At 47.7% G+C, this 23,612-nt stretch carries 28 protein-coding genes and 1 pseudogene; 19 read left to right on the top strand and 10 right to left on the bottom strand.

The window, feature by feature from the left end:
- Window positions 1–133 precede the first annotated feature (133 nt).
- The 16 genes from ACMWKK_RS20740 (at window position 134) to ACMWKK_RS20665 (ending at window position 11,057) form a co-directional block, all read left to right on the top strand.
- Window positions 134–331 (top strand): helix-turn-helix transcriptional regulator, encoded by a 198-nt coding sequence (locus ACMWKK_RS20740; protein ID WP_048241341.1) that lies wholly within the window; start codon window positions 134–136, stop codon window positions 329–331.
- Window positions 331–765: a hypothetical protein gene (locus ACMWKK_RS20735; protein ID WP_033146207.1), complete on the top strand. Its 435-nt coding sequence runs from the start codon at window positions 331–333 to the stop codon at window positions 763–765. Before ACMWKK_RS20740 ends, ACMWKK_RS20735 begins: the two co-directional genes overlap by 1 nt.
- Window positions 766–778: 13 nt before the next feature.
- Entirely contained in the window at window positions 779–1,612 is an 834-nt protein-coding gene (locus ACMWKK_RS20730; RefSeq protein WP_109555193.1) for an antA/AntB antirepressor family protein, read from the top strand.
- Between the two features lie 2 nt (window positions 1,613–1,614).
- The gene (locus ACMWKK_RS20725; RefSeq protein WP_406542924.1) at window positions 1,615–2,412 is read left to right on the top strand and encodes a host cell division inhibitor Icd-like protein; all 798 of its coding nucleotides are present in this window, start codon (window positions 1,615–1,617) and stop codon (window positions 2,410–2,412) included.
- Window positions 2,405–2,599, top strand: coding sequence for a hypothetical protein (locus ACMWKK_RS20720; protein ID WP_220425642.1), 195 nt, complete (start codon window positions 2,405–2,407; stop codon window positions 2,597–2,599). The genes ACMWKK_RS20725 and ACMWKK_RS20720 overlap by 8 nt, the downstream gene beginning before the upstream one ends.
- Before the next feature lie 37 nt (window positions 2,600–2,636).
- Window positions 2,637–2,915 (top strand): hypothetical protein, encoded by a 279-nt coding sequence (locus ACMWKK_RS20715; RefSeq protein ID WP_220425643.1) that lies wholly within the window; start codon window positions 2,637–2,639, stop codon window positions 2,913–2,915.
- Window positions 2,912–3,079 carry a hypothetical protein gene (locus ACMWKK_RS20710; protein WP_220425644.1) on the top strand — a complete coding sequence of 56 codons (168 nt, stop codon included), beginning with the start codon at window positions 2,912–2,914 and terminating at the stop codon, window positions 3,077–3,079. The genes ACMWKK_RS20715 and ACMWKK_RS20710 overlap by 4 nt, the downstream gene beginning before the upstream one ends.
- A complete protein-coding gene (locus ACMWKK_RS20705; protein WP_045620585.1) occupies window positions 3,076–3,672 on the top strand; it encodes a hypothetical protein in 597 nt (198 codons plus the stop codon). The genes ACMWKK_RS20710 and ACMWKK_RS20705 overlap by 4 nt, the downstream gene beginning before the upstream one ends.
- 12 nt (window positions 3,673–3,684) lie before the next feature.
- Window positions 3,685–6,444 (top strand): DUF927 domain-containing protein, encoded by a 2,760-nt coding sequence (locus ACMWKK_RS20700; RefSeq protein WP_406542923.1) that lies wholly within the window; start codon window positions 3,685–3,687, stop codon window positions 6,442–6,444.
- Window positions 6,445–6,818: 374 nt separating this feature from the next.
- Complete coding sequence (locus ACMWKK_RS20695) at window positions 6,819–7,253, top strand: single-stranded DNA-binding protein (protein ID WP_126288680.1); 435 nt, start codon at window positions 6,819–6,821, stop codon at window positions 7,251–7,253.
- Window positions 7,254–7,264: 11 nt separating this feature from the next.
- Window positions 7,265–7,576: a PerC family transcriptional regulator gene (locus ACMWKK_RS20690; protein ID WP_047721951.1), complete on the top strand. Its 312-nt coding sequence runs from the start codon at window positions 7,265–7,267 to the stop codon at window positions 7,574–7,576.
- Between the two features lie 646 nt (window positions 7,577–8,222).
- Entirely contained in the window at window positions 8,223–8,834 is a 612-nt protein-coding gene (locus tag ACMWKK_RS20685) for a hypothetical protein (protein ID WP_126288684.1), read from the top strand.
- Window positions 8,835–9,065: 231 nt separating this feature from the next.
- Window positions 9,066–9,251, top strand: coding sequence for a hypothetical protein (locus ACMWKK_RS20680; protein WP_045350893.1), 186 nt, complete (start codon window positions 9,066–9,068; stop codon window positions 9,249–9,251).
- 321 nt (window positions 9,252–9,572) lie between these two features.
- Window positions 9,573–10,031 (top strand): Panacea domain-containing protein, encoded by a 459-nt coding sequence (locus ACMWKK_RS20675; RefSeq protein WP_045350892.1) that lies wholly within the window; start codon window positions 9,573–9,575, stop codon window positions 10,029–10,031.
- 2 nt (window positions 10,032–10,033) lie between these two features.
- Entirely contained in the window at window positions 10,034–10,471 is a 438-nt protein-coding gene (locus ACMWKK_RS20670; protein WP_045350891.1) for a hypothetical protein, read from the top strand.
- Window positions 10,472–10,514: 43 nt separating this feature from the next.
- Entirely contained in the window at window positions 10,515–11,057 is a 543-nt protein-coding gene (locus ACMWKK_RS20665; protein ID WP_045350890.1) for a plasmid pRiA4b ORF-3 family protein, read from the top strand.
- Here ACMWKK_RS20665 and ACMWKK_RS20660 read toward each other — a convergent pair.
- Complete coding sequence (locus ACMWKK_RS20660; RefSeq protein ID WP_058654065.1) at window positions 11,050–11,409, bottom strand: hypothetical protein; 360 nt, start codon at window positions 11,407–11,409, stop codon at window positions 11,050–11,052. The two genes, ACMWKK_RS20665 and ACMWKK_RS20660, sit on opposite strands and share 8 nt — an antisense overlap.
- Before the next feature lie 416 nt (window positions 11,410–11,825).
- Between ACMWKK_RS20660 and ACMWKK_RS20655 the strand changes: the two are divergent.
- From ACMWKK_RS20655 to ACMWKK_RS20645, 3 genes and pseudogenes are all read left to right on the top strand, one after another.
- Window positions 11,826–12,222, top strand: a pseudogene (locus ACMWKK_RS20655) (tyrosine-type recombinase/integrase); the annotation flags it as partial.
- 691 nt (window positions 12,223–12,913) lie between these two features.
- Window positions 12,914–13,708: a winged helix-turn-helix domain-containing protein gene (locus ACMWKK_RS20650; protein ID WP_161656558.1), complete on the top strand. Its 795-nt coding sequence runs from the start codon at window positions 12,914–12,916 to the stop codon at window positions 13,706–13,708.
- A 14-nt stretch (window positions 13,709–13,722) separates the two neighbouring features.
- Complete coding sequence (locus ACMWKK_RS20645; protein WP_112781979.1) at window positions 13,723–14,193, top strand: hypothetical protein; 471 nt, start codon at window positions 13,723–13,725, stop codon at window positions 14,191–14,193.
- 107 nt (window positions 14,194–14,300) lie between these two features.
- Here the strand turns inward: ACMWKK_RS20645 and ACMWKK_RS20640 are convergent, their stop codons facing one another.
- From ACMWKK_RS20640 to ACMWKK_RS20600, 9 genes are all read right to left on the bottom strand, one after another.
- A complete protein-coding gene (locus ACMWKK_RS20640; RefSeq protein ID WP_112781978.1) occupies window positions 14,301–15,212 on the bottom strand; it encodes a fimbrial protein in 912 nt (303 codons plus the stop codon).
- Window positions 15,213–15,303: 91 nt separating this feature from the next.
- Window positions 15,304–15,819: a fimbrial protein gene (locus ACMWKK_RS20635; protein WP_112781977.1), complete on the bottom strand. Its 516-nt coding sequence runs from the start codon at window positions 15,817–15,819 to the stop codon at window positions 15,304–15,306.
- 10 nt (window positions 15,820–15,829) lie between these two features.
- On the bottom strand, window positions 15,830–16,339 hold the full coding sequence (locus ACMWKK_RS20630; RefSeq protein WP_161656557.1) for a fimbrial protein: 510 nt from the start codon (window positions 16,337–16,339) through the stop codon (window positions 15,830–15,832).
- A gap of 30 nt (window positions 16,340–16,369) precedes the next feature.
- Window positions 16,370–17,128 (bottom strand): molecular chaperone, encoded by a 759-nt coding sequence (locus tag ACMWKK_RS20625; protein WP_112781975.1) that lies wholly within the window; start codon window positions 17,126–17,128, stop codon window positions 16,370–16,372.
- 21 nt (window positions 17,129–17,149) lie between these two features.
- Window positions 17,150–17,743, bottom strand: a complete 594-nt coding sequence (locus ACMWKK_RS20620) for a fimbrial protein (protein ID WP_112781974.1) — start codon at window positions 17,741–17,743, stop codon at window positions 17,150–17,152.
- Window positions 17,744–17,764: 21 nt separating this feature from the next.
- On the bottom strand, window positions 17,765–18,484 hold the full coding sequence (locus ACMWKK_RS20615) for a molecular chaperone (RefSeq protein WP_112781973.1): 720 nt from the start codon (window positions 18,482–18,484) through the stop codon (window positions 17,765–17,767).
- A gap of 21 nt (window positions 18,485–18,505) precedes the next feature.
- The gene (locus ACMWKK_RS20610) at window positions 18,506–20,980 is read right to left on the bottom strand and encodes a fimbria/pilus outer membrane usher protein (protein WP_236653079.1); all 2,475 of its coding nucleotides are present in this window, start codon (window positions 20,978–20,980) and stop codon (window positions 18,506–18,508) included.
- 28 nt (window positions 20,981–21,008) lie between these two features.
- Complete coding sequence (locus ACMWKK_RS20605; protein ID WP_112781972.1) at window positions 21,009–21,527, bottom strand: fimbrial protein; 519 nt, start codon at window positions 21,525–21,527, stop codon at window positions 21,009–21,011.
- Between the two features lie 47 nt (window positions 21,528–21,574).
- Window positions 21,575–22,123, bottom strand: coding sequence for a fimbrial protein (locus ACMWKK_RS20600; RefSeq protein WP_161656416.1), 549 nt, complete (start codon window positions 22,121–22,123; stop codon window positions 21,575–21,577).
- Window positions 22,124–23,612 lie beyond the last annotated feature (1,489 nt).

Below are 23,612 nucleotides of genomic sequence, written 5' to 3'. Positions count from 1 at the left end.
CCATTATTAGTACCCCCCCAATATTTTTGATTCATCGGCAAGGGTGGGTACACAACAAAATCATGCCTACCTATATTACTATGGTTTTTAGTGTAACTATCTCGTAAACCGCAATGGACGTTACGAGGTAAATATGTCTCAGTCATTAATTAGATTTGCCGAGGTACAAAAGCGTACTGGCTATAGTAAGGCGTGGTTATACCGTCTTATGAGCGAGAAACGTTTTCCCGCAGCAATTAAAATTGGTTCCCGCTCTATCGCTTTTATTGAAAGTGAAATTGACGAGTGGATTAATCAGCGCATCGCTGAGTCGCGTGGCGAGGTGGCGTAATGGAAAAGAAAAACCGCCCCGTACAGCAGGCGGCTAACTCAGATATTCGCACGTCTGATATTACGCCGACCACCAGCCCGGTACAAGTACCTAAGCGTACCCCAAAGAAACACCGCGCCCGCGTCTATATGCTGCGCACTGGCGTAGAGGGATGGACAGAAAATGATATTCTGCGCTACTGCCGTCTTTCATCCGGGCGTAATTATGCGTCTGAACTGGAGCGCCAGCTTGATATTCAACTAGAGCGTATCGACGAGAAAAACCCGGATGGTATCGGCGCACACCTGCGCTACCGCTTTTCCTGCCGTGGCGACGTTCTCAAGGTGATCCAACTTGTGAACCATAATGCCGCCATTAATGAACATCACGGGCTATCTCAGCAGGATATTGCCGACATTCTGAACCTCTACCCGGACGCATTTAACGCCGCATAACGGAGCCGAAAACATGACTATCGAAAAAAGCCGATTCAATTCGGAGGCCGCCCCACAATCCAGCGTTAACCAGGGCGAATATAGCACTAATGACTTTGCCGCTATTGTTCCCGTTATTTCCGGTCAAATTGGCGGGCGTGAGGCCAGTATTGTTAGTGCTAAGGCACTGCATACAGCGCTTGGAGTAGGTAACGACTTTTCAACCTGGATAAAACTACGCATTGATGAATATGGCTTTAGCCTGAGTGCTGATTACGTGGTTTTTGATTCCTCAGATTTCAGGAATCAAAGTTCAAATTTTGAACAGGGTAGCCCCGGATGGGTGACAAAGCGTGGCGGCGACCGTCGCAGTAAAGATTATGGCCTTTCTCTGGGAATGGCTAAAGAACTGGCAATGGTTGAGCGAAACGAACAAGGTCGCGCCGTTCGCCGTTACTTTATTCAGTGTGAAGAAGCCCTACAGCGCAGCGTGCCAGAGATTGCCGCTCAGTATCGCCGCCAGCTCAAAGCCCGCATCGGTGCCGCCAACCTGTTTAAACCGATGTGCGTAGCACTGGAAAGCGCCCGCGCAGAACAGGGTAAACAGACGCAGGCTCGCCACTACAGCAACGAGAGCAACATGATCGCCCGCATTGTTTTGGGTGGCATGACGGCGAAGCAGTGGGCGCAGGCGAATAGCATTACTGGCGAACCACGCGACAGCATGAACGCCGGGCAACTGGAACACCTTACCTACCTGGAGAGTACCAACATTACGCTGATTGATATGGGTATGGGATATGACCAGCGTAAAGCCGAGCTAATCCGCCTCTCTCAGCGCTGGTTAGCTAAACATCTGGGGGGCTAATCATGCTTAATGCCGCCGTCCAGAATAAAGCCTTTCCCCTGGCTGGCCTGATGTGTACCTTGCGCGGGATCGTGCACGCGCATGAGGGTAAAGCTGGCATAACAGTGCCAGCTAATGCCAGCTCCTCATTTTCTCGTCGTGGTAACGAGGAGAGTTTCGAGACCAGTATGCGCACGAAGATTTATTGGGGGTCACTACGCGAGGAAGATTTTTCCATCATCACTACACGAGGCGGGAAGATTTTTCTGACATCACCAATAGATGCAGGGAATTTATGCCACAGTACGCGCACGCGCGAAGGTGAGTTTCTGGAGTCCATAAAAAAGGGCTTGCTGACTATCGCCGACCCGGTTTATGGTTATAGCGCACCAGCAAAATCTGGTGCCGGGATTGGCGTCCTGCAATTATCCACAGCGCACAACCGCGCTAAATGCGGTTTTTTTGTGTGCGTCGCACGGCTACATCCTTCAATGGTGGGCTGGGCGAGGGCATCGAAAGATGCGCCGGTATCTGTGGAAGCCGGTACGCCAACCTCGTTCAGTTCACCACCAGCGATTGGCGTCTTTGGTGGTGATTATATACATCATTCCACAGAGGCTGCCGCTATGCTGGCTACTATCCCTACCCAAAATCCACAATTTATCTGGTTAATCGCTGCCGTTCGCCGCGACATGCCGACAATTACCGCCAAAATCCATCACATTGCTGCTGAAACTGAGCGCGAAGCCCGCCGCACGCTGGCACGGGATCACGTCTGTTTCTTTGCAGGCCGTATTCGCACAGGGGGCGCACATGCGTAAAAACCCATTGAAAAGCAGCATTGCTATTGCCCTCAGATCCATTGAGCAGGCGTCCGCTGTACTGATTGCTATCCGCCACGCAGCCGGAGAAATGGAGCCTTGCGATATTTCAGACGCTATTGATGCGTGTTCTGATCTGGTCAATGAAGCGCGTTGCGAGCTGGCAATACTGGAGGGTGAGCTATGAATCATTTCCGCATTACCCGCGTCATGGAGGTGGCAGCATGAACCAGTTACCTGACCAGATTGAGGAAGCAACAGCAGTAAGTAACCGCATTCGTGCCGCGCTGGGTTGCGGTGAAATCACCGAACCACACACCCCGGAGAATGTTTCACGCGCCCGCCTTTTGCGTGTACGTGCAGGCCTTTGCCATGTGCTGACGGAGATTATGCCCGGAATAATAGCGAGTGCGGAACGTGACGAGTTGTATGCGTGGCTGTTTGAAATTCACTCCGTGACAAGAGTTGAAGAGTGTCAGGTGAGACTGGAGGCGGACAAATGAAACAGTTCCGAGGTGCGCCGATTCCGGTCACATGGTACGGCGAGGCCGAGACGCCCGATATTGCCGTTCAGTGTATGAGAGACGAAGCGCATGGCAACGGATGGAGTATGGGAGCAGTCACCGCTGTTCAGCAGCGTGAGAAACAACAGGAGTTAGCAGCATGAACATATTACACCGCGCAGAGGCCACACCGGACGGCGTGAACATCATGACACGCAATGATGCCGGGATATATGAGCATGTAGCCATTATCACCTATGAGAGCGCTGTAAGCCGTCTGGATGCGGGAGAGTACGACGATACGCCAGATATCGGCTACGCCATTCATTTTGCCGTTGCTGATGGCGGGGCGCGTGGCTGGTTCGACTTTACCACGCAGCATAACGTCACTATGTGGCGCTGGCTGATTGCGGCCTGTTTCGTTGCTGAAATGAAGCGCGAGAACGGCACAACCTCCGTTACTGAGTCTGACGGCACATCATCGCAGGTAGCGATTTACTCCAATGGCAAAGCGGCACTTCCGGTTTATCCGTTCGCGGAACGTCTTGCGATGGCGAACAACATCGAGGGCGCAATGATTGAGCGATACGGCGTCGAACAGGGTACGGAAAAAGCCATTGTGTTTTATCAGGCCATGCTGGATACGGAGCGCGGCGAGCTTACCCCGTTCGGACGTGAAACGCTGGCAGAGCTACACGATCACTTCATTGCTGATCTGGATGAAAACGGCTGGCCTGAAATGCCAGCGGCGCACTGAGGGAGCGACACAATGCGTAATATCGACCTTATCCGCGAAGTGACCACCGCCGCCGCTGGCAACTGGCCTCATGTGCTGGCTGGCCTGAATATTGATGTTCCTGATTCGCCCCACCGACACGCCGGATGCCCCGCGTGCGGCGGTACGGATCGCTTCCGGTTCGACGACAACGGGCGCGGCAGCTTTATCTGCAACCAGTGCGGCGCTGGCGACGGCTTAGACCTGATTAAGAAAGTGAACAACTGCGACACCACGGAGGCGGCACACCTTGCCGCTGATGTGCTGGGTATTGATTACCGGGCAGCGCAAACCGACCCGGCGGTAGCGAGCCAGAGAAGGGAGCAACTGGAAGCTGACCGCCAGCGGCGTGAGCAGGAGCGCCAGAAACAGGCAGCCGAGGACGCAGAGCAGCGAAGGGCTACGTTTGCCCGTCTGTATGCCGGAATGCGCCAGAGTGCCATACAGGGCGAATCTGATTACCTGCAATCAAAAGGGCTGACCGGGTTTAATTACCCGGTTATGCCCGATGGTTCGTTACTCCTGCCGCTGGTGGATGGATCTGGCGCAGTAGTGGCGGCGCAGACCATCACGCCGCAGGGAGAGAAGCGACTTCTGACAGGTTCAGCGAAGCGCGGGGCATATCACGCCGTAAACGCGCCAGAACAGCCGCAGAGCGTATTAATTGCCGAGGGGCTGGCTACCGCTCTGTCTGTTCACCTGATGCGCCCGGAGGCGCTGACAGTGGCAGCAATCGACGCTGGCAACCTGCTACCCGTTGCCGAAGTGATGTGCCGGATGTATCCAGCCGCGCAGATTGTCATTGCCGCAGATAACGACCACCAGCAGGACGAACAGGCGAACACGGGCAAAGATGCCGCAGAGAAAGCCGCCTTGTCCGTGGCTGGCTGGGTGGCGCTGCCGCCGACAGACCATAAAGCCGACTGGGACGACTACCGCCAGCAAAACGGGCTGGAAGCCGCTACAGCCGCTTTTAACGATTCGATGTACCAGATTCAGGGGGATGCCGTGAAACCACAACTACAGGCCATTGAGGGCGGTAAAACAAGCCAGCTAGAGAAAGATCCGCTAAAGCCGCGCATTGAGAGCCGGAAAGATGGCGTTTACTGGATCACGCCTAAAGTGGACAAGGAAAGCGGCGAGATTATCAACAATGAAAGCTGGCTGGCCTCACCGATGGACGTTATCGGTACCGGACGGGACGATAAGGATCAGTACCTGATACTGCGCTGGCTGGCCTTTGGCGCAGGCATACCGACAACAGCGGCTATTCCCCTGGCTGATATTGGCGAGCGCGAGGGATGGCGCACCCTGAAAGCGGGCGGGGTTAACGTCACCACCAAAAGCAGCTTACGGGCGATTCTGGCCGACTGGCTACAGCGTAGCGGCTCGTGTGAATTGTGGCGTGTTGCTCACGCTACTGGCTGGCAGTGTGGGGCGTATATCATGCCGGACGGGGAAATCATCGGGACACCGGAAAGCTCGGTGCTGTTTAGCGGGCGCAGTTCTGCCGCCGCAGGGTACACCGTGGCGGGAACCTCAGAGAGCTGGCGTAACAGTGTTGCGCGGCTGGCATACGGTAACTATGCGATGATGACAGGCATTGCCGCCGCACTGGCAGCCCCGTTAATCGGGCTGGCGGGTGCTGATGGTTTCGGGATTCACTTCTATGAACAGTCGAGCGCGGGTAAGACCACCACAGCGAACGTCGCCAGCAGTCTGTACGGCAACCCGGACTTATTGCGCCTGACGTGGTACGGCACGGCGCTGGGGCTGGCAAACGAAGCCGCAGCACACAATGACGGGCTGATGCCACTGGATGAAGTCGGACAAGGGGCAGACCCGGTAAGCGTGTCTCAGTCTGCTTACGCGCTGTTTAACGGCGTGGGGAAATTGCAGGGGGCGAAGGAAGGCGGCAACCGGGATTTAAAGCGCTGGCGCACCGTGGCGATCAGTACCGGGGAAATGGACTTAGAAACCTTCATAGCCACCGCCGGACGCAAGACCAAAGCCGGGCAACTGGTGCGCCTGCTGAATATCCCGCTGAGTAAGGCGGTGCGCTTTCACGATCACCAAAACGGCAAACAACATGCCGACGCACTGAAAGACGCATATCAGCACCACCACGGCGCAGCGGGGCGGGAGTGGATCAAGTGGCTGGCAGACCATCAGCAGCAGGCCATTGATACCGTGCGGGAGTGTGAAGCCCGCTGGCGCAGCCTGATACCTGCCGACTATGGCGAACAGGTTCACCGTGTAGGGGCGCGGTTTGCCATTCTGGAGGCGGCTTTATTGCTGGGTGAGGTTGTTACCGGATGGGACGATCAGACGTGCCGTGATGCGATACAGCACAGCTACAATGCCTGGCTGCGCGAGTTCGGCACGGGCAACAAAGAGCACCAGCAGATAATTGAGCAGACGGAGGCGTTTTTGAATGCTCATGGCCTGAGCCGCTACGCACCGCTGGGTTATGACCCCCGTGATTTACCGATCCGTGATTTAGCCGGGTACAGGAAGAAGGGGAACCACGACAGCGACCCGATAATTTTTTACACCTTCCCGGCGACCTTCGAGCAGGAGATCGCACGGGGATTCAATGCCAGGCAGTTTGCCGAAGTTCTCAAGAATGCAGGAATGCTAACACCACCAACGAGCGGGCGAGGTTATCAGGGACGTGTGCGCGAGGATGGCAGGCAAATCCGCGTTTATGTGCTCAACTTCATGGCAGAGGAAAGCAGCCAGCCAGAGGAGTGATCTTTTTTCACATACGTAGTTTTAGTGTTGTCTCAGTTGCCTTTGTTGTCTCAATTTGTAAATTTAATTGATTTATAAGGATTTTATTTCATTTTCTGAGACAACAGCGAGACAACATTTAGCTGTTTTGAGACAACATAGTGAAAGTGTGATTTTTTGCCTGGCTGGCAGTGAGACAACATTGACCCTGCGTGAGACAACACAAAACCATCAATGTTGTCTCAGCAAAACCCAGACGTGGCGCGGCCTGTAGCGCCGTGAGACAACAAAGGCAACTGAGACAACACTATTTCTGCTTACTATGAAAAAAAATCGGCAGGTGTCCCACGTTAAGAAATCGTTATTAGCAAAACTAATAATCCGGTGAGGTAACAATGACAGCACAAATTTCAGCATACGGGCGGCTGGTGGCAGATCCCCAGACCCGCACCACAACGAACGGTAACAACATGGCTATGGCGCGGCTGGCGGTGTCTCTCCCCTGTAATGCGGCAGAGGCGGGAGAGTCAACCTTCTGGCTGGGCGTTATTGCTTTTGGGAAGCAGGCCGATGTGCTGGCAAAGCACCAGAAAGGCGACCTTGTGAGCGTGGCAGGCAATATGCAACTCAACCAGTGGACAGGGCAGGACGGCGGTACACAGCAGGGGTATCAGGTAGTAGCCGACAGTGTGATCAGCGCCAGAACGGTACGCCCCGGCGGGAAGGCAGGACAGCAGGGACAGGCAACGGACGCGCTGAGACGTGCGCAGCAGCCATCCCGTGATGAATACGACCAGCGCCCACCATTCGACGATGAAACGCCATTCTGAGGGAGATAAGCATGGTCAACGATAGTAAAGCAGAGGCTCTGGAAGCAAAGGGGCTGTATCGCAGGGCTGCGACGCGCTGGCAGGAAGTCATGATGCTTTGTGCTGAGGACGATGATCGGGAATGGGTAAAGCAGCGACGTGATACGTGTCTGACAAATGTGAAGCGCCCGCCAGTGAAAACCGATGATTACGGCGATCTGCATAAAGCAGTCACTGAGACACAACACCGCATGGGGATAGCGCAACCGAACGGTAACGCCTTCCGGTTAAATGGCGGTAAGAAGCAACGACAGACCACCAGCGGGAGCGACAGTTCGCAGTAAGGTTCGCACCAGAACGGCTGTAAATTCTTGACTGTCCTGGACGGATTTTAAACCCAAGTAGCGCTAAACCCGCGCCAGCAGAGGGCTGGAAGCCAGAGCGTGATTTAGGTCGTCCAGAATATTCTGGTTCGCGCCACTGATTCGCAGTACGCAGTCAGGTACGCGGCAAAACTGCGTATTCTACGTGAGTACCACCTCACTAATCCTAACGGTGGCATTGCGAATGCGTAGTAAATTGCGCAGGGAGTGGTTGAGAAAACTTTAGTTCCCGCCAGTGTTCACAGGTGCGCAAAATTGCGTGATACGAAACCGATTCGCAGTTGCGTACCAGCCTGTAAGCCGCATTATCGCTGGGTTTCTACAGTCGAACGCAGTACGTAAAGTGAAAAATCCTCCAAATACGAAACCCGAATATTGCGCAGTAAATTGCGAATTGCGCAGTTCACAAAAAATCTGCGCAAAACGAAACGGATACCAATGCGCAAACCATCCTCAACCCCGCGCGGTTACTGGCTTTATTAATGTGAAATTGCAAAATTGGTGCGCAATTTACAGTAAAATACGCATATTATTTCGTATTCATTTTGCGCAGTGCGCAGCGCAAATCCTAACATTTCCTAACGTTGCGCAGAGGAGGGATCGGAAAGTGAGAGGCAGAACACGCAGCTATACCACCGACCTGCCCCGCATAGGGTTGCCATTCCTTGCGCACATGCGTAGCAGGCTGGCGGACGCCGAACCGGGGACGCAGCTTTATACCCAGACCGAAAGCGGAACGTTGTATACCTTCCGGCAAGCCGACAGCTACGCCATGACAATCAACGGCGTTACACGGGCAATCAGAACCACGACCACACAAGCCGGGTATGGTGTGCGGGAATGGTACGTCTGTCCCCACTGCATAAAGCGGGTAGCGAAGCTGTATATCGGCAAAAAAGATATTGGCTGCCGGGGATGCTGGAAACTCCACTATAAAAGCCAGAGCGCCGACAGACTGGACAGGATGCGAATGAAGATACGCCAGCAGCGATGCGCGATATGGGGCAACAATGACCTTACCAATAATCTGTTTAATGACATTCGCATGTTCCCGAAGCCAAAGGGGATGCGCTGGGCTACGTTTGACAGGAAGCGGGCAGAGTTGTCAGCAATGGAGATGGCTTACTGGCAGGCATTCAGTCCGGTAGTAGATAGAATAACGGGCGTGATTGAGCGTAAGACGGGGAAAGCAGCCAGAGGCATTGGCCTGACTTTGTAAAAGCAAAACGCCCGCACGGGGCGTCAGGGAACGGGATAGACTTCTGCGACAATTTGCATTCGCCGCCAATATAGCAAGCCGTCCACATCAAGCAATAAACTATCACCGGGGAGGGGGAGCCAAATCTCTGAAACCCTGAGCCTTACGGACTGCCCGCCTCATCGAATGTTTAAACCCGCGAAAAATGAAATTTAATCCGGGGCTGTTTCATCCTTCCAGAGGGTATGACGTATGACACCACGCGAAATAGCTTTATTGACCACCGCCAAACTGGAGCACGAAGGCCACCAGCTTACCCCGGCAGATCAACGGGAGATAGAACGCTCAGTTAATGCCGATATAGCCCGGCGTGACAAATTCCGCGAAATGATGCGATCACCCGCCTACCAGTGGAAGAAGCCCGCGCCGCGCAGGTAGATTACCTTTATTCACCTTTATATATTCGAACAACAAAACCCCTCGCAGGTCTCGCCAATAAAGGGATATAGCAGTAACTATGACTACCGAATGGTAAAGCTACGATGCCAGTCGCTGGTTTCCAAACTTGAGGTTTCCAGGACAGTTTCAACCAAATTGCGGATTATCAGTCAAACGCACCGGGTATCTTGCGCGGTGGATGGTGAGCCATCACGCAGAATCTTTAAATGGCATTTTACGATGGGCAATACCCGTGGTTATATGCGATTATTAACGAGAGTGGACAGTTATAGACGAAAACATACGGCAGGAGATTTGATAATGGCAGTTACAACCCTTAACAGCGTAGCGGATTACCTGCTTTGCTTTGCTCAAGAGCATGGGGATGTTATGACGCCGCTGAAATTACAAAAGATGGTGTTTTATGCTGATGCTTGGTACATGGCTCTCAATGATGACAAAGAATTGATCGCTGACCAGTTTGAAGCATGGGTACATGGCCCCGTTGCACGAGATCTATACATTCGATTTGCTGACTACAAATGGCAACCGATCACCAGCGAAATAAAATGCCCGGAACTTCCGGACGATGTTTCAGAGCACCTGAGCGAAATCTATAACGTATTCGGCAGGTTTTCGGCCTATGAGCTTGAGCAGATGACCCATCAGGAAAAGCCCTGGCTAATTGCTCGTGGTGATACTCCATCTGATGCCCCGTGTCGTAACGGCATAGACAAAGGTGTCACTGCTGAATTTTACCGCAGCATGATGGATGCTTAACTATGGCTAAAGGGAAGATTAAAGCGGGGAAACTTCCGGTAGCAGATAACAAAATTGTTGCCGGAACGCCCAATCCGACGACAACAACCCTTAGCTTTTCTTTCCAGTACATTGATCCAGCACATGCGAAATTTGGTTTCTCCGGTCAGACAGCAGCTTACTTTTGTAAAGTACTTGAACGGCTTAAAGATATATCGAGCCTGACATCACTTGAGTTTACGACAAACCGGAATGCGGCGCTCAAATCCCACTGTATTGAGTGGAAAACGACCTCTGAGCCTGACGGTTTTACCCACCTTAACGAGCAATTTCAGAGTTTTACACCTTATCAGTTTGCGATATCACGTAATGAGTACGGCCGTATACATGGTTTTTTCATAGGCAACGTGTTCCATGTTGTATGGCTTGATCCTGACCATCAGCTTTATCCCGGTCAGTAGCAGCAAAACACCCACCTAAACCTACACTATTCGTTCACGACGCATGTACCAGCTAAAGATAACCATCCGAGACAGCAAACCACCAATATGGCGGCGTGTGCTGGTTCCAGAGCAAATCCCCTTTAGTAAACTTCACGCGGTGATCCAGTTGGCTTTTGGGTGGAATGACGAACACCTGTACATGTTCGAGAAAGGGCGTAAAGGTGATCCAGGTCGCGAGTATCGCGTATGGGGTGAGGATGAAAGCATGGGTAACGCGGCAATCACGCCATTATGGGCGGCGCTCCAGAACGAGGGTGACAAGCTGGTTTACACGTATGACTTTGGCGACTGGTGGGATTGCCTTATTGTACTGGAGAAGCAAACACATGATACCAGTATCCAGCCTGTTAGCTGTTTGCGCGGGAAGGGGACTACCCCGGCGGAAAATTCGGGTGGTTTGCATGGTTACAATGAATTGCTCTTACAGGCCAGAAAGTCTGATAATCCTGAACAGGCAGAGATCCACGATTTCCTGATGCTGGATATTGAACGCCGGGTTTACGACCTGAACAACATTAACGACAGATTGCAGGCTCTTAACTGACCCGCATGTATTCGCCTGATATTGCGTTATCAGCGCCGCCAGTATCGCGCATAACAGCGCACTGACCGGGTAAACCGTAGCGCACGACCATTGCGTTGGTTTCACCGCCGCGCCGTACCTGACGCGACTCATACACTGTTACACGCTCCAGCAGCCCACTAGCAACCATGCTTTCCAACGTACGCCGGGTTGATTCTAGCTGGTGGCGCTTATCGAACGACACCATGCCATGAAGCAGGTAGGCCACGCCCGACACATCGAACGGCGGCGCACCAATTTCACCTGTCACCCATTCGAGGTTATCCGGTTCAAAATAGCTGAGTATCTCTTTTTTGCGGTTGGTCATTCTCATGGCTGGCAGGTTCCTTATTGTGGGATAGCACTATCATACAATAAGCGGGTTGAAGGGAGAGCGTTACCGCCTGATATGCTGTATGAATAACAACCAAATTTCAGGGGCGGAAAAAGATATGGGGGTACTTTTGGGGGTATCTATAAAAAATGAACAATAAAAAAGACAACAAAAACAAAGGTTATCGCCTATGTGTATTGTTCCTATTATCGCACCATTTCAAACTCTTCCCATGTTTACCTGACACAAGATAAAGTCCGTGTGCTGTGGTTTCTGGCCTGTTTCTTATCTTTAGTCATCATTTGGACTCAACCAGAATCAAGTCACTATGGGGCATTCCAGGTTCGTTCCATGGAGATACCCCAGTGAAGCTTAATGCACGACGGGTTGATTCTGCTAAACCTAACGAGAAGAACTTCGGTTACGCAATCGTCATCGACCGAGCAGAATATACTCCTGCTGAAGAGCTAGCTAGCGCGATGTCAAGGCTTGAATCGGAGTACTATCCCTGCCTGAGTGTAGAGAAGCTACCAAACTTCTTTAAAGCGCTCCCAGGCTATACGGGAAGTCCGCTAGCTGTTCTTGCCGCTCGTTTGCTGATCCTTACGGGAGTTCTCGCTGGCGAACTCCGTACCGTTTTCTGGAGCGAGTTTTAACTTGATAAATTCCAGACGTAAGAATGAAGATGGAACGACCTCACCTTGGCCCGTCTCTATTCAAGCTCTGGGAATCGTACATCAACATTAAGTAATGTCTGGGCAATCTCCACTGATGTTTTCTGAGCGCAATGATCCACGCGAAACGATAAGTAAGATTTTGCATGCGAAGGGAGATGATACAGTGGCATACAGATTTTATTGATAGCCAGAGCAGACAATGAAAACACGATCTTGCTCGCTATCTTATTTGAGGTGAAATAAGGGTTACGAGGCTGGTAGATGTTAATTTGGGAGAGACGCCTCAGTCATTATGTGGTGCAGTGCGTCTTTATGAAATTAATTTATTTCATCATCATTGTGATTTTATATGAGGTTTTCGCGAAGATAATAAGTAGTAAATAATATTGATTTGCAGTTGTTATGAACCCGGCGTAATGGATAGCGAGTCGCTACAATTAAGGTCTTTTGGTGGCATGGCCTTCAGGAGAGGATAACCATGGTTAACCGCACTTGTAGAGTGATACCACCGCCATCTGGATCGCGCTGGAGCTGTCGCTGATGGTCCAGGGGAGCCTGTGTGAACACTCACTGTCATAGCTTCCGTAGAGTCAGGGCAAGCTGAAGCGCCTTTTCATCTTAGCCTGAAGGTAAAAGTCATGTAGGGCCGGTAGTTTCAGCTATAGCAGTTTTTTGATGAAAAACTCATAGCAAAATAGTTCATATGGATGAGAAGCATTTACTTTTGACGAAAGTACGTAAATAAAGGTGGCTATGTTCGCAAGCCTGTGCAAAAAGTATTAAAATAATATCCTTGAGCTTACATTCAGTTAATGTCAGGATCACAGATGAAGTACATCGTTGAAGACAAGATAGTTTTTCGCCCCGATGACGGCGCGTTCTGGATGACGGAGAGGGAAGACGAGAAAGTTATCCTGCCTCCAATTGTGTCAAGATTAATGGCATTACTACTTGAAGAGCAAGGGAAAATAATGACACGCGACGAAATCATGGAGCGCGTGTGGACGATTCACGGTCTGGAACCATCAGGAAACAGCCTTAATCAATATATCTCGAATATACGCAGACATTTTCAAAACGTAGGTCTTGGCGAGGAAGTAATAAAAACTATCCCCCGTATTGGGTTTGTGCTGAGTAGCGAGATTAAAATTGAAAAAGATATTCATCGCCCTGTCATCTCGGAACCTTTATCTGAAAACCATCATCCGGAATTGATAAAAGACATTCATTCAGGTCTAGCTTTACGCTCGTCATCCTTTTATGCGCTACTCGCCGTAATAATTCTAGTAATAGTCTGCACACCTTTTCTTTTCAAAGCAGGGATTAATCGGGTTAATAATAATAATCTGATAATTGATCCTGTCGTTATCGGGAAAATAAATCAGTGCAACGTAAGTACATTACAAATGGAAAACACCAGCCATCACTCTGACTTTCGCGCGCTATCACAACGGATCTTTGATGCTAAAAATATTCATTGCCTTAAAGATGAAACAGCTTTTTTATTCGTTCAAAGCAGTGTGTTCTATGATCAGCCAGGGAGGGTGTTTGTCTCCGTTTGTGATAACAGCAACGGGATACTTGTTTCCTGTAAAAACTATTCATTCAATAATTGGTTATAAGCATGAGAAGTCTGATGACAAAAAAACAGAAAGTACTTCTGGCGCTTGCCGCATTGGTGATGATCGTAAATGCTATCTATTTTTATGCGCGCTATCACTCTACCTATAATATCAAGTGTAATGCCTATGTTACTTATCAGATACAGCAGGAAGAATTTAGTTATGATGTGGTAATCACAATGGATTTGCGTAACGATGCAAGTGGTTTGTTTGGCGCAGAAGGTACCATGAGAAAAGGGAAAAGTAGCTGGACACTGAATCGGGATGTGGTGTTCAACTATCACCGTTTACAGACTAATGATATTCGGTTGGATAATGTTCGTATTATTAAATACGGTCGGGATAACGCTCCCGATGACGTTTTTGATCGCAATTTTATTTCACTAAAGGATGAAGCTGGCAGGACTATTTCTCTTGGAAAGGTGATGAATGGCTATGTGGTGGGAACACTACGTGCGCCTGTTTTTACCTGCCTTGCACATTAAAGTTGAAGAAAAGCGCCATGACTGGCGCTCCTTTTAGCGGTTTACCATACCTGTGGATCGAACATCAGTCCCTCAGGAAAGTTTTTGAAAAAATGCTCGTTATTATATTAGAGAAATTCCATAACCAGATAGCCAGACCCCTTGAAGGCTCCCGTTTTGGTTGGTGTGCCGGATAGTGTGGCTGAGATCTCAAGATTGTTTTTCTGAGTAGTGTTCCTTATCCCGTAGTACTCAGTGGCAGTAATTTTTCTTCCCTCAATATAAATGAAGGCTTCGGTCCCATTATCTAACTTAATGCTATTGCTTCGCATTTTTAATTTATATGCAAGGGAACTGATAGTAGTGTTACCTGCCCCTGCTACTCCGACACAGTTTATGGTGAGCGTTGTGTTAGCTTTTGCAGTATTGAAGTCAGTAAGACTAATGGTTCCAAATTTCAGATCCAATGTGCTTGCTTGAGCCTTGCAAGGAATATAGTTGGGTATAATCCTTCCGCAGGACATATCAGAATCATTAAAGTTATAATCCGTGCCATCAATTCTTTTTGGTCTTCCATCTGATGTTATATTAGATTGCTCTTTATAGGACGAATAACCAAACCCAACACAATAAGAAATGACAACTCCTGCAATTGATGTCACATTCGAATAAATACCTGATTTCTTTTTAAGATCATTCACTGCCGATACAAAAGTTGGTTTACCAGGAAAAAGTGGGTCAGACTCCACATTCAGTTTCAATGCGCTTTGATACGCATTGTCAAGAAACTGCCATCGTGCTCCTGATTCTGAACGCAGCATAATAAAGTAACCAATGTTCCTGAAGACCGTTTCTGTCTTAACGCCCCATTCCGTAGTATAAATTCGTGGAGAGAGAGAGAGAATATGTATACCTGGAGAAGTATTGGTGCCAACGTCCGTTATGAGGTTAGGTTGTATCCAATTCACAGGTGCACATGACGCAACACCGCTGTAAAAAGTGGCAATCATGAGCGTTAGTAAAGAAATTTTTTTTATCATAACTCTCTCCAGTATGAGTAAGGAATTATCATTATATGTATGGCCACTTTTTCGCGCTTATAAAAGCACTTGCAGACTTAGTAAAACTTAACTAATGATAATGAAAAATAATGTTGGCATTACCAGTAAAATCACCGGCATCAAGAGCGTCAGAGTTATCGTCACTCGCTACCAGCAGTGCATAAATATCAGGTGCTCCACCATTCGGCGAGCTATTGCTATAGGTAAAACTTATTGAGTCACCTTGCTTTATTGGAGTATTATTGTTGAAAAGTTGTATAGCAAGGCCCGTCATGGACGTTTTTATATAATCGCCGTTGAATGCCGCTGGATCACCCTGAATGGACAGCGTCATGCTGTCATGGATAAAATCGGAACAACGAGCTTCGATGGGTATCTTTTCTCTGTATATTTTCTGCATAATCTTTTTTTTGGCAATTTTATCACCAAAGTCAACAACAATATGATTCTGTGTATTTACCGTACAGGTTGGTACCGCTCTCTTTACCGTTCCGTTGATTGAAATTGTTGCATCAGCGAGCAAGGGCTCAACGGGTAAGATAATGCCGATTATGCACGACACAAAGCATATGAATTTAACAGGCATAATGATCACCTTACTCAAAGGAAATAATCAATGAGGCAGTAGCGGAAAATGCATCTTGTTGGTTAAGCTGTTGGTTCTTAGCTACAGGCGAGACGTGAATACGAGGCGGCTGCGCAGATGAAGTCCAGGTGTAAGAGAAACCTTTATTAACAGCTATTTTTGCATCCCCCGAGTAAAATTGTATTGCGACATTGTCACTGTTTGTCAACAACAGACCGTTCCCAAATTTCGCTTCTGTTCCGTAAATTTTAATCGTCATTCTTGCTTCTGAATTGCACTCAAAAGTATTAATGATGTTTTGTTTGTAATTATCTCCCGTCATGTTCATAGTAATTAAGTCTTTCCATTCAATATTTATCTTATTATCCTTATTTACTGTACAGGTACGATTATCATTCAATGTGCCGGAAATATTGATTAGTATCAAATCATCACCAGAACTTATACCATATTTTCCCTCAACCGAAATGGCCGGGGGGCAGGTGAGTAATGCAGCGATGCATAAGATAAATTTTTGCATGTAAAGTAGCCTGAAAAGTATGAGATTTCTTTACTGAGGTGAAAGATCTGAAATGACGTTATTCACGCTACAGTGCGCCTGTGTGCAATTAAACGTCAGTCGCAAAGGTCCGCCATAATCATCTATCAGCATCAGAACAGGAGAAGTGCCGGGCAACCCACCTTTCAGGGCTAACTCCGCAGCGGATTTTGGTGACACCATTACCGGATCAAACCCTGGAAGTGCGGCCCCTTTTTGAGAATCGCGAATCGCTGTGAATGTCAGGTAATAGGGGGTCGGGTTCACCAGCGTATAACCTCCATTCTTCTTTGTTAACTTCACATTCTCAATACCCGGATAATGGCCCTCCGGATGGGCTATTTTTAACGCAGCAGGCCGGTAGAACATTTTCAGGCGCAGCTGTAACGCCAGCGTCAGGACATTCTCTTTGTTGTCTTTTGTCGGAATTTCCCGGAGGTTCAGGTAATACAGGCTTTCTCTATCCTGCGGAAGCGTTGACAGATCGGGCAATGGCTGTATACGAATAGATGTCTTACCGTCAGGTTCAATACGTTGTAGCGGTGGTAGTATCGTGAATTTTCCTTTTATTTTATTTTCATGCTGATCTTCCAGCCACGCTTGTGCAAGATAAGGCAAATCTTTGTTGTTATTGGTGATTCCAATGCTCACAGACTTCTCACCTTCGTTAAAAATAAGGCGTGAGCGATCCACGGATAAAGCTGCCAGAGCCTGGCAGGTTGGAAAGATAAATGCTAATGCAATTAATGTATTACAGGCAAATGTTCGCATGATGTTCCTCAATTAATTTTATTAATGATATTCTACGGTAACATTAATCCTGGACCAAAATGCTCCCAGTCGAACAGGACCCGCAGATGTTTTTTCCAGGTAACTTGACAGGAAAAACTCATTCCTTCCGGGACTTAAGTTAAACACTTTGCTTTTCACACCAGGAATGAGACGAACTGACTCCGGGCCTTCGATGCGCAGACCAACTCCGGAGACGTCACCATGTAAACGGAAAAGTGATTTGTCAACGATGTCATGCTCTGAATCTAACTGCACATAAACCGATGGCTGATCGTTGATATACTCTAACGCCCCGTCCTGATGAGCATTTCTTAATAAACTGCCCGGCATGCAGTCATCAAAAATTAACCTGATCTGGCCTGCTTGAGAAATATCACCGACTTTCCTGAACTCGCGCAATGAGACAGAGGAGAGCATTGCATCTTGATTCAACGATTCTATGGATAGCTTACACGGCGTTTCAACAATGTTCGCATTGATAGTCAGCATGCCATTTAGTCCATCGACGTGGGCGGCATCCTGTTTTTGAGCATTGCTGCCAGGTAGATATAAAACTGTGATCATCGAAACCGCAGCCCATAGTGTTTTTTTCATACGTAATTGCTCGATCCCGGTTTACTGTTTTTTGGCTTTACATATTTCACCCGTACAGTGAAATGCCAGTGTCGGTTTCCCGCCGAAATCATTGATGGTCGTAAGATGAGGCGCAGTAAAGTGTTCAGTATCAATGTGGTTGCTAGATTTTGGCGCAATCATGACGGATTTATAACCTTTAGCCACTGGATCTTTTTCCGACCCACGAATCGCAATGATTGTCATAAAGTAGGGGGTCGGATTCTCAACGTTATAGCCTTTGTTAGTACGCGTTAAAATCAATTGATCATCCCACCGGCTAAATTTTTTTGGAATAATGCCCGTCGGGCGATAAAACAATTTTATTCTGGTTTGCAACGCTATCTGCATAACATTGGAACGATCGCTTTTAGGCGGTATCTCTTTCACATTCAGCCAAAAAACTGACTCTCGATCCTGAGGCAAACCTGCTGATGCGCTGACAGGGTTAATTCGAATCATACCCCGATGGCCCGGCTCAATACGTTGCAGGGCAGGAGATACCGCCAGCGGTAAGTTGCTCTTATTTCCTTGTGCATCTTCTATCCATGCCTGAGCGAGGTAGGGGCTATGTGTATTATCATTACTGAGGGTCAGTGACATACTATTTACATTCCCGGCATAAATCACGCGGGTTCGGTCAAGTGCGACTGCGGCATCCGCCGTAATAGAAAATGACAGCATGCTTGCGAGAGCCATCATTACCTTAATTTTATTAAACATATTAAATACCTTTACTGTTTGTTATGACTCTGAATTATTGCAGGGTAAAAGGAGCGTTTCGGCGTCCAGTTCCTGCGGTAATACGACAGTACACTGCTCTTTTCCTGCCCATTTCACCGTCAGCGATTGACCTTCTTTTAGCCCCGTAAGCCAGACCATGCCATCATCACCCACAATACCTAATTCTCGATTTGCTTCATCGTGAACCGTGGCGCCAAAAGGAGGGTGCTCTCCGTGACTATTTCTTATTGCTGCCATTCGCTTTTTCCCTTCAATGAGATCAAATTTCCTATAGCCGATTGCGCCTTCGGTTAAAACAAACTCTTTAACAGGTGCACTACGATGTTCAACATCGGCAGGAAGCTCATTGACATCTATGGATGCAGCCACTTTGTAGTAGCTTGATACGTCAGGAATAACAGCCAGGCCGCCCTTATTTGTTCGCGCCGAGGAAGAGAAAGGAACGTCGCTGATGCCATCAGTGTCCACCATAATGCGCGTGCCACCATTACTACCGCGGTGTAAAGCTATACCGTGTTTCGTTGCGGTGAGGCCGCCACTCAACGACAGTCCTGCAGCGCTGTAACTGCTTTCCTGCCAGGTTGCATTCAAATTTGCATCTGAAACATTACCGTTATACGAATAGAAACCGCTCACATTTTTTGTCGCGCTGGCATTGGCGTTATTCTCATACCCCGCTCTTAACATGTAGCTGCTGTTATCATTCACACGCTGATGCCAGCCAACAGCATGCGTGTTTCGACCGTTCCCATATCCGCTGTTATAATTAACGCTGCCGCTTTGCATCGGAATACTAATGTTGATATAAGCGTATCGATCCTTTCTCCCCATATAGGTGTTCTGGGTTGCGTTCACTGATGCAGATAAATTACGGATTTTGCCGATATCAAAATAGCGACTGGTTGAAAAACTATAGCGATCTGACACTTTATGATCCCAATAGGTTTGATGGCTCCAGCTCAGATAGGTTGTTATCCGATAGTCGGGAAAACTTTTATTGGCCGTGATAGTATAGAGTTCTTTATTATTGCCGCTTTGGGCATTGTGATATCTTGCACCGAGATATTCACCCATTGAGAGAAAGTCGCGTTCGGAAAAGCGATACCCTGCAAAGCTAACTTCACTGTTAAGCTCATCAAAGCGCTTCGAATAGCTAAGACGCCAGGATTTGCCCTGTTTACGTTCTCCATCAATAGTGGCAATAGATTGTGTGACATCCGCAGAAACGGCACCAAAACTCAACAAATCCCGGCCGATGCCGACTGCCAGTGCGTTATAGTTTTCACTGAAAATATTCCCCCCATAAAGAGAATAGGCATTGTTGATTCCCCAGGAAAACTCACCGGTGCCGAAAACGTCCCCTTCGAATTTATGGTCAAAGTCGCTAGGTTTACCCAGGGCAAGCTTATAGCGGAGTTGACCAGGCCGGGTCAGGTAGGGAATTGATGCAGTATCCACCTGAAAATTTTGCTCAGTGCCATCCTGTTCGCTGACCTTCACATCCAGCTTTCCATTTACCGCACTGTTCAGATCCTCAATTAAGAAAGGGCCGGTAGCGACGGTTGTTTCATATATTACTCGACCCTGCTGCGAGATCGTCACAGTGGCATTGGTTCTCGCGATCCCTGAGATAGAGGGCGCATATCCCCGAAGGTTAGGAGGAAGCATGCGGTCGTCACTCACGATAGAGGCACCGGTATAGCGCCAACTATCAAAAATATCTGAATCCAGATAAGACTCACCGGCCGTGATTTTTGCACCGATTTTTTTCAGTGCCCGGTAAGCGTAGAATCGAGACCAGTCAAAACTTTTTTTAGTGTATTGTGCCTTGTGCTGATAACTGGATTGCCAGTCTGCGCGTACACGCCAGGCTCCCACATTAATGCCTGTTACACCCGTGCCGCTCGCATCTTTTGTCGTATCGGTATTGACATTTCGCGTCAGGCCTACGTTAACATTGTAATCAAAAAGATAGCCGTCCGTTCCTTCTTCCCAATGCGTTGGCGGCAACCAGTTAGCGTCCTGATATTCCAGCCATGCCTGAGGTATTGAGATAATCAGTGCTGATTCAGATAAGTTTCCTTTTGCTGACATCCCGGGCAATTGACTAAAATCAGCGCATTGCTGATTGTGCCACCAAATGATTTTCTCTTTAGCCTCAGGTTTAAGCCCCAGCATATCAATGATGTCGGTATCCAGACAGGGGGCAACGGTTTTAGAATTTTCATCATATTCAAAAAAGAGAACCTCTTTCTCAGAAAGCGTGAACTCATTGATTCTGACTTTCAGAAGATAAGTGCCGGGCATGATGTAACCGGCCTCTGAAAAGCGGGATAAATCAATATTGTCTTTTTCATCGCCAAGCAGATCCATATTGAACTCAACAGCATATACACATTTAATATGTAATGCCAGTGCTGCGAATATGAATAATCCACGCATTTTTATGCTTGGGTATTTTAATGAAAACATCATTGATTTATATCCTGTGTAAAGATAAAGCTTATTGGTATTCAATTGTGAATTTTATTGTGGTGGATAAACTTCCTAATAATAGTTGCGTGCCGTTGCTTACAAGTTTTATTTTAAAATCCAATCTTGTTTGCCCATTTTCTACTTTAGCAACATTGACCCGGCGGCCAGGTAAGACTCGCTGTCCGTTGGTATCTTTGATTTGTACGGCAACGCCAGAACCTTCTCCCGACATTAAGAATAAATCACCATTCTGGCGATCAGGTGTGCCGTCAAACGATATATGTACAGACTCCCACAATCCCCCTGTACTTTTCTCCGCAGAGCAGTTAATCAGACGAATAGTAAAATTTTTAGCCTTATCCTCGTCGTCATTGACAATATGACTAACTTTTACGTTGTCAAAAAACAGCGACTGGAATACATCATCCAAATGAATATTACATGCTGATTCTTGAATTTGACCATTCACGCTCACTTCACCTTTTCCATGATCTTTAGCAGAGGAGGAGAGTGAAAGGAGTAATAGCACCAGAGCTTTTTTTTTCATATTGACTGGGTGTGATTTTATTAATCTCACCCTCCATATTTTTTTGATTAATCGTAGTCAAGCGTGAAGCTGGCATTCGAAGTAAATTCACCGGTGGTGATGTTCTTATCCGCACCTTTAAGGTAGGCATAGAACTTGATGTTATTAGTACCCTGAGTCAAAGTACCCAGCGGAGTTGCTTCCCCCAGAGGAATAACTTTTTGCATGCCATCAGTAAGTACTACGCCAGCTCCTTTAGCCTCGCCATCCAGTGCCAGCAAGCTCTTATCCGTCTCATTCTGTCGACCAGTGAAAGTAATGTTTACGCCATTTTTCAGGCGTGAGCCTCCCGCCGTATCGTCTTCAAGAGCGCAATTTTCAAGTTTAATTGTAAAGGCCGTTGGTGTGGACGTACCGTTGCTCTCAAGCATCGAATGAGAGATTGCACCCAGTTCGACATCCTGTTTTACGGTATCAGAAGATATGGAGCAGGGGGCATCGATGATGCTGCCAGTGAAGTTCACTTCACCCATGTTATTTTCAACCTGCGCGAAGGTACTAAAAGATACCAAGCCTAATGATAAGAGTGTGGCAGTAGTAATTTTGTTAAATTTCACAGGAAATCCTTCTAGTATCTGAAGTTTATAAATAAAAAATTCATCAACGTCTTATGACATATTGATGTGAGATATTTTTACCACGAAAAACCTTGTCGCGTTTTTTTATATTGAATTGGTTATATTTATAAAATTTTATTCTGTTGTTTTTCTTTTTTATAGGTTAATGGTCTGATTTGGCGAGGGTGATTTTTGGGATGGTAGATAAGAGAACGAATCCTGTCAGGCGGGACGACAATCTCAGGGCTGCATTTGATGTCGTAAACGATGAGAAGTTAACTCTCAGGTGCATCTACCTTCTTATACAGCGTCTCGAAGCAAAACTATCTCAGCGAATTCAAAGCTGATACATCACTGAAGTAGCCTCTGGAGGTGTTTCAACTTTCTGGATTCGGCACAATGAAGATGTAGGCCATTATCAATCTTGACGGGATACATCCCTGCAGCTGCCAACATTGACGATCCCTCCTGTAAAGTTTCAGAAGCAGTAAAGGGGCGTTTGTCATACTGGCTCAGCCATGACGATTATTCCAGTACTCCTCAAAGGTGGTTAACTCCGATGCTGAGCTCTGTAATCATCCAGTCCCAGACGGGGCGGCCACTCAGGGGGCAAGCCTTAGGATATTGCCGTTACTATGATCAAAGCCGATCTTTCTGAAATCAATCGGCTGATGTAAGGTGTCGCTCGGAAAGAATAGCCCGATATACCAGGACGCATAAGGAGCACGTCTTAAGTAAAGAAGGTAGTCTACGTATATTGGATCTGAGTAGCTCGATAAATTCTTGCCCTATGATGCATGCAAGTTGAAAGTTGTGCAGCTAACGGAAGCGCTTGAAGGGGAACTGGATTAGTAAATCGCCCTGCATCCTGCTCGGGAAAATGGTGATGAATGGCTTGTCCTTCATGTCCAGTATTCAATTCTGAACGGGATACATTTCATCTTGATGGAAGATTAGTGTGCGGATGGGGACGTAATATTTTTTATTACAGATAATCTACCCGCGCTAAGAAACACAGTTGAAAGAATGTTACTTGAATCATCACCCCTAAAATAACGGTCTTCTACTTTAGAAAAATAAATGCATGTGCCATAATTAAAATAAAATTGAAAGCCTTCTGTTTCGAAGTGAATAGGAATAATAGTAGTGATTGAAGGAATGGTAAATATGTTTTTCCTTTGGGCTCGTTTGCAGTCTTGAATAGTTCGCCTAGTTAGAAAGGGTTTTGGAAAAATTTAGCGGGGCTTATCCCGATTTTTAACTCTTAGCTGATAAGTCATCCTTGCTTAACTTAGAATATGTATTTGTGAATATATCTAATATTCACAACTGACGGTATGCTAACATTCTGTTCAAGCATAACAACAGTAGACTGGCCCCCTGAATCTCCAGACAGTTGGTATCACTTAAGTTAGTGATAGTCTTAATACTAGTTTTTAGACTAGTCGTTGGAGTCCGAATGATTGATGTTTTAGGTCCAGAGAAGCGC

Source organism: Enterobacter sp. 01-M-03-SI-ECC, from assembly GCF_047530215.1.
Taxonomy (GTDB): Bacteria; Pseudomonadota; Gammaproteobacteria; order Enterobacterales; family Enterobacteriaceae; genus Enterobacter; species Enterobacter chengduensis.
Note: the sequence above shows the minus strand (reverse complement) of the source record. Positions and strands in the feature narration are given on the sequence as shown.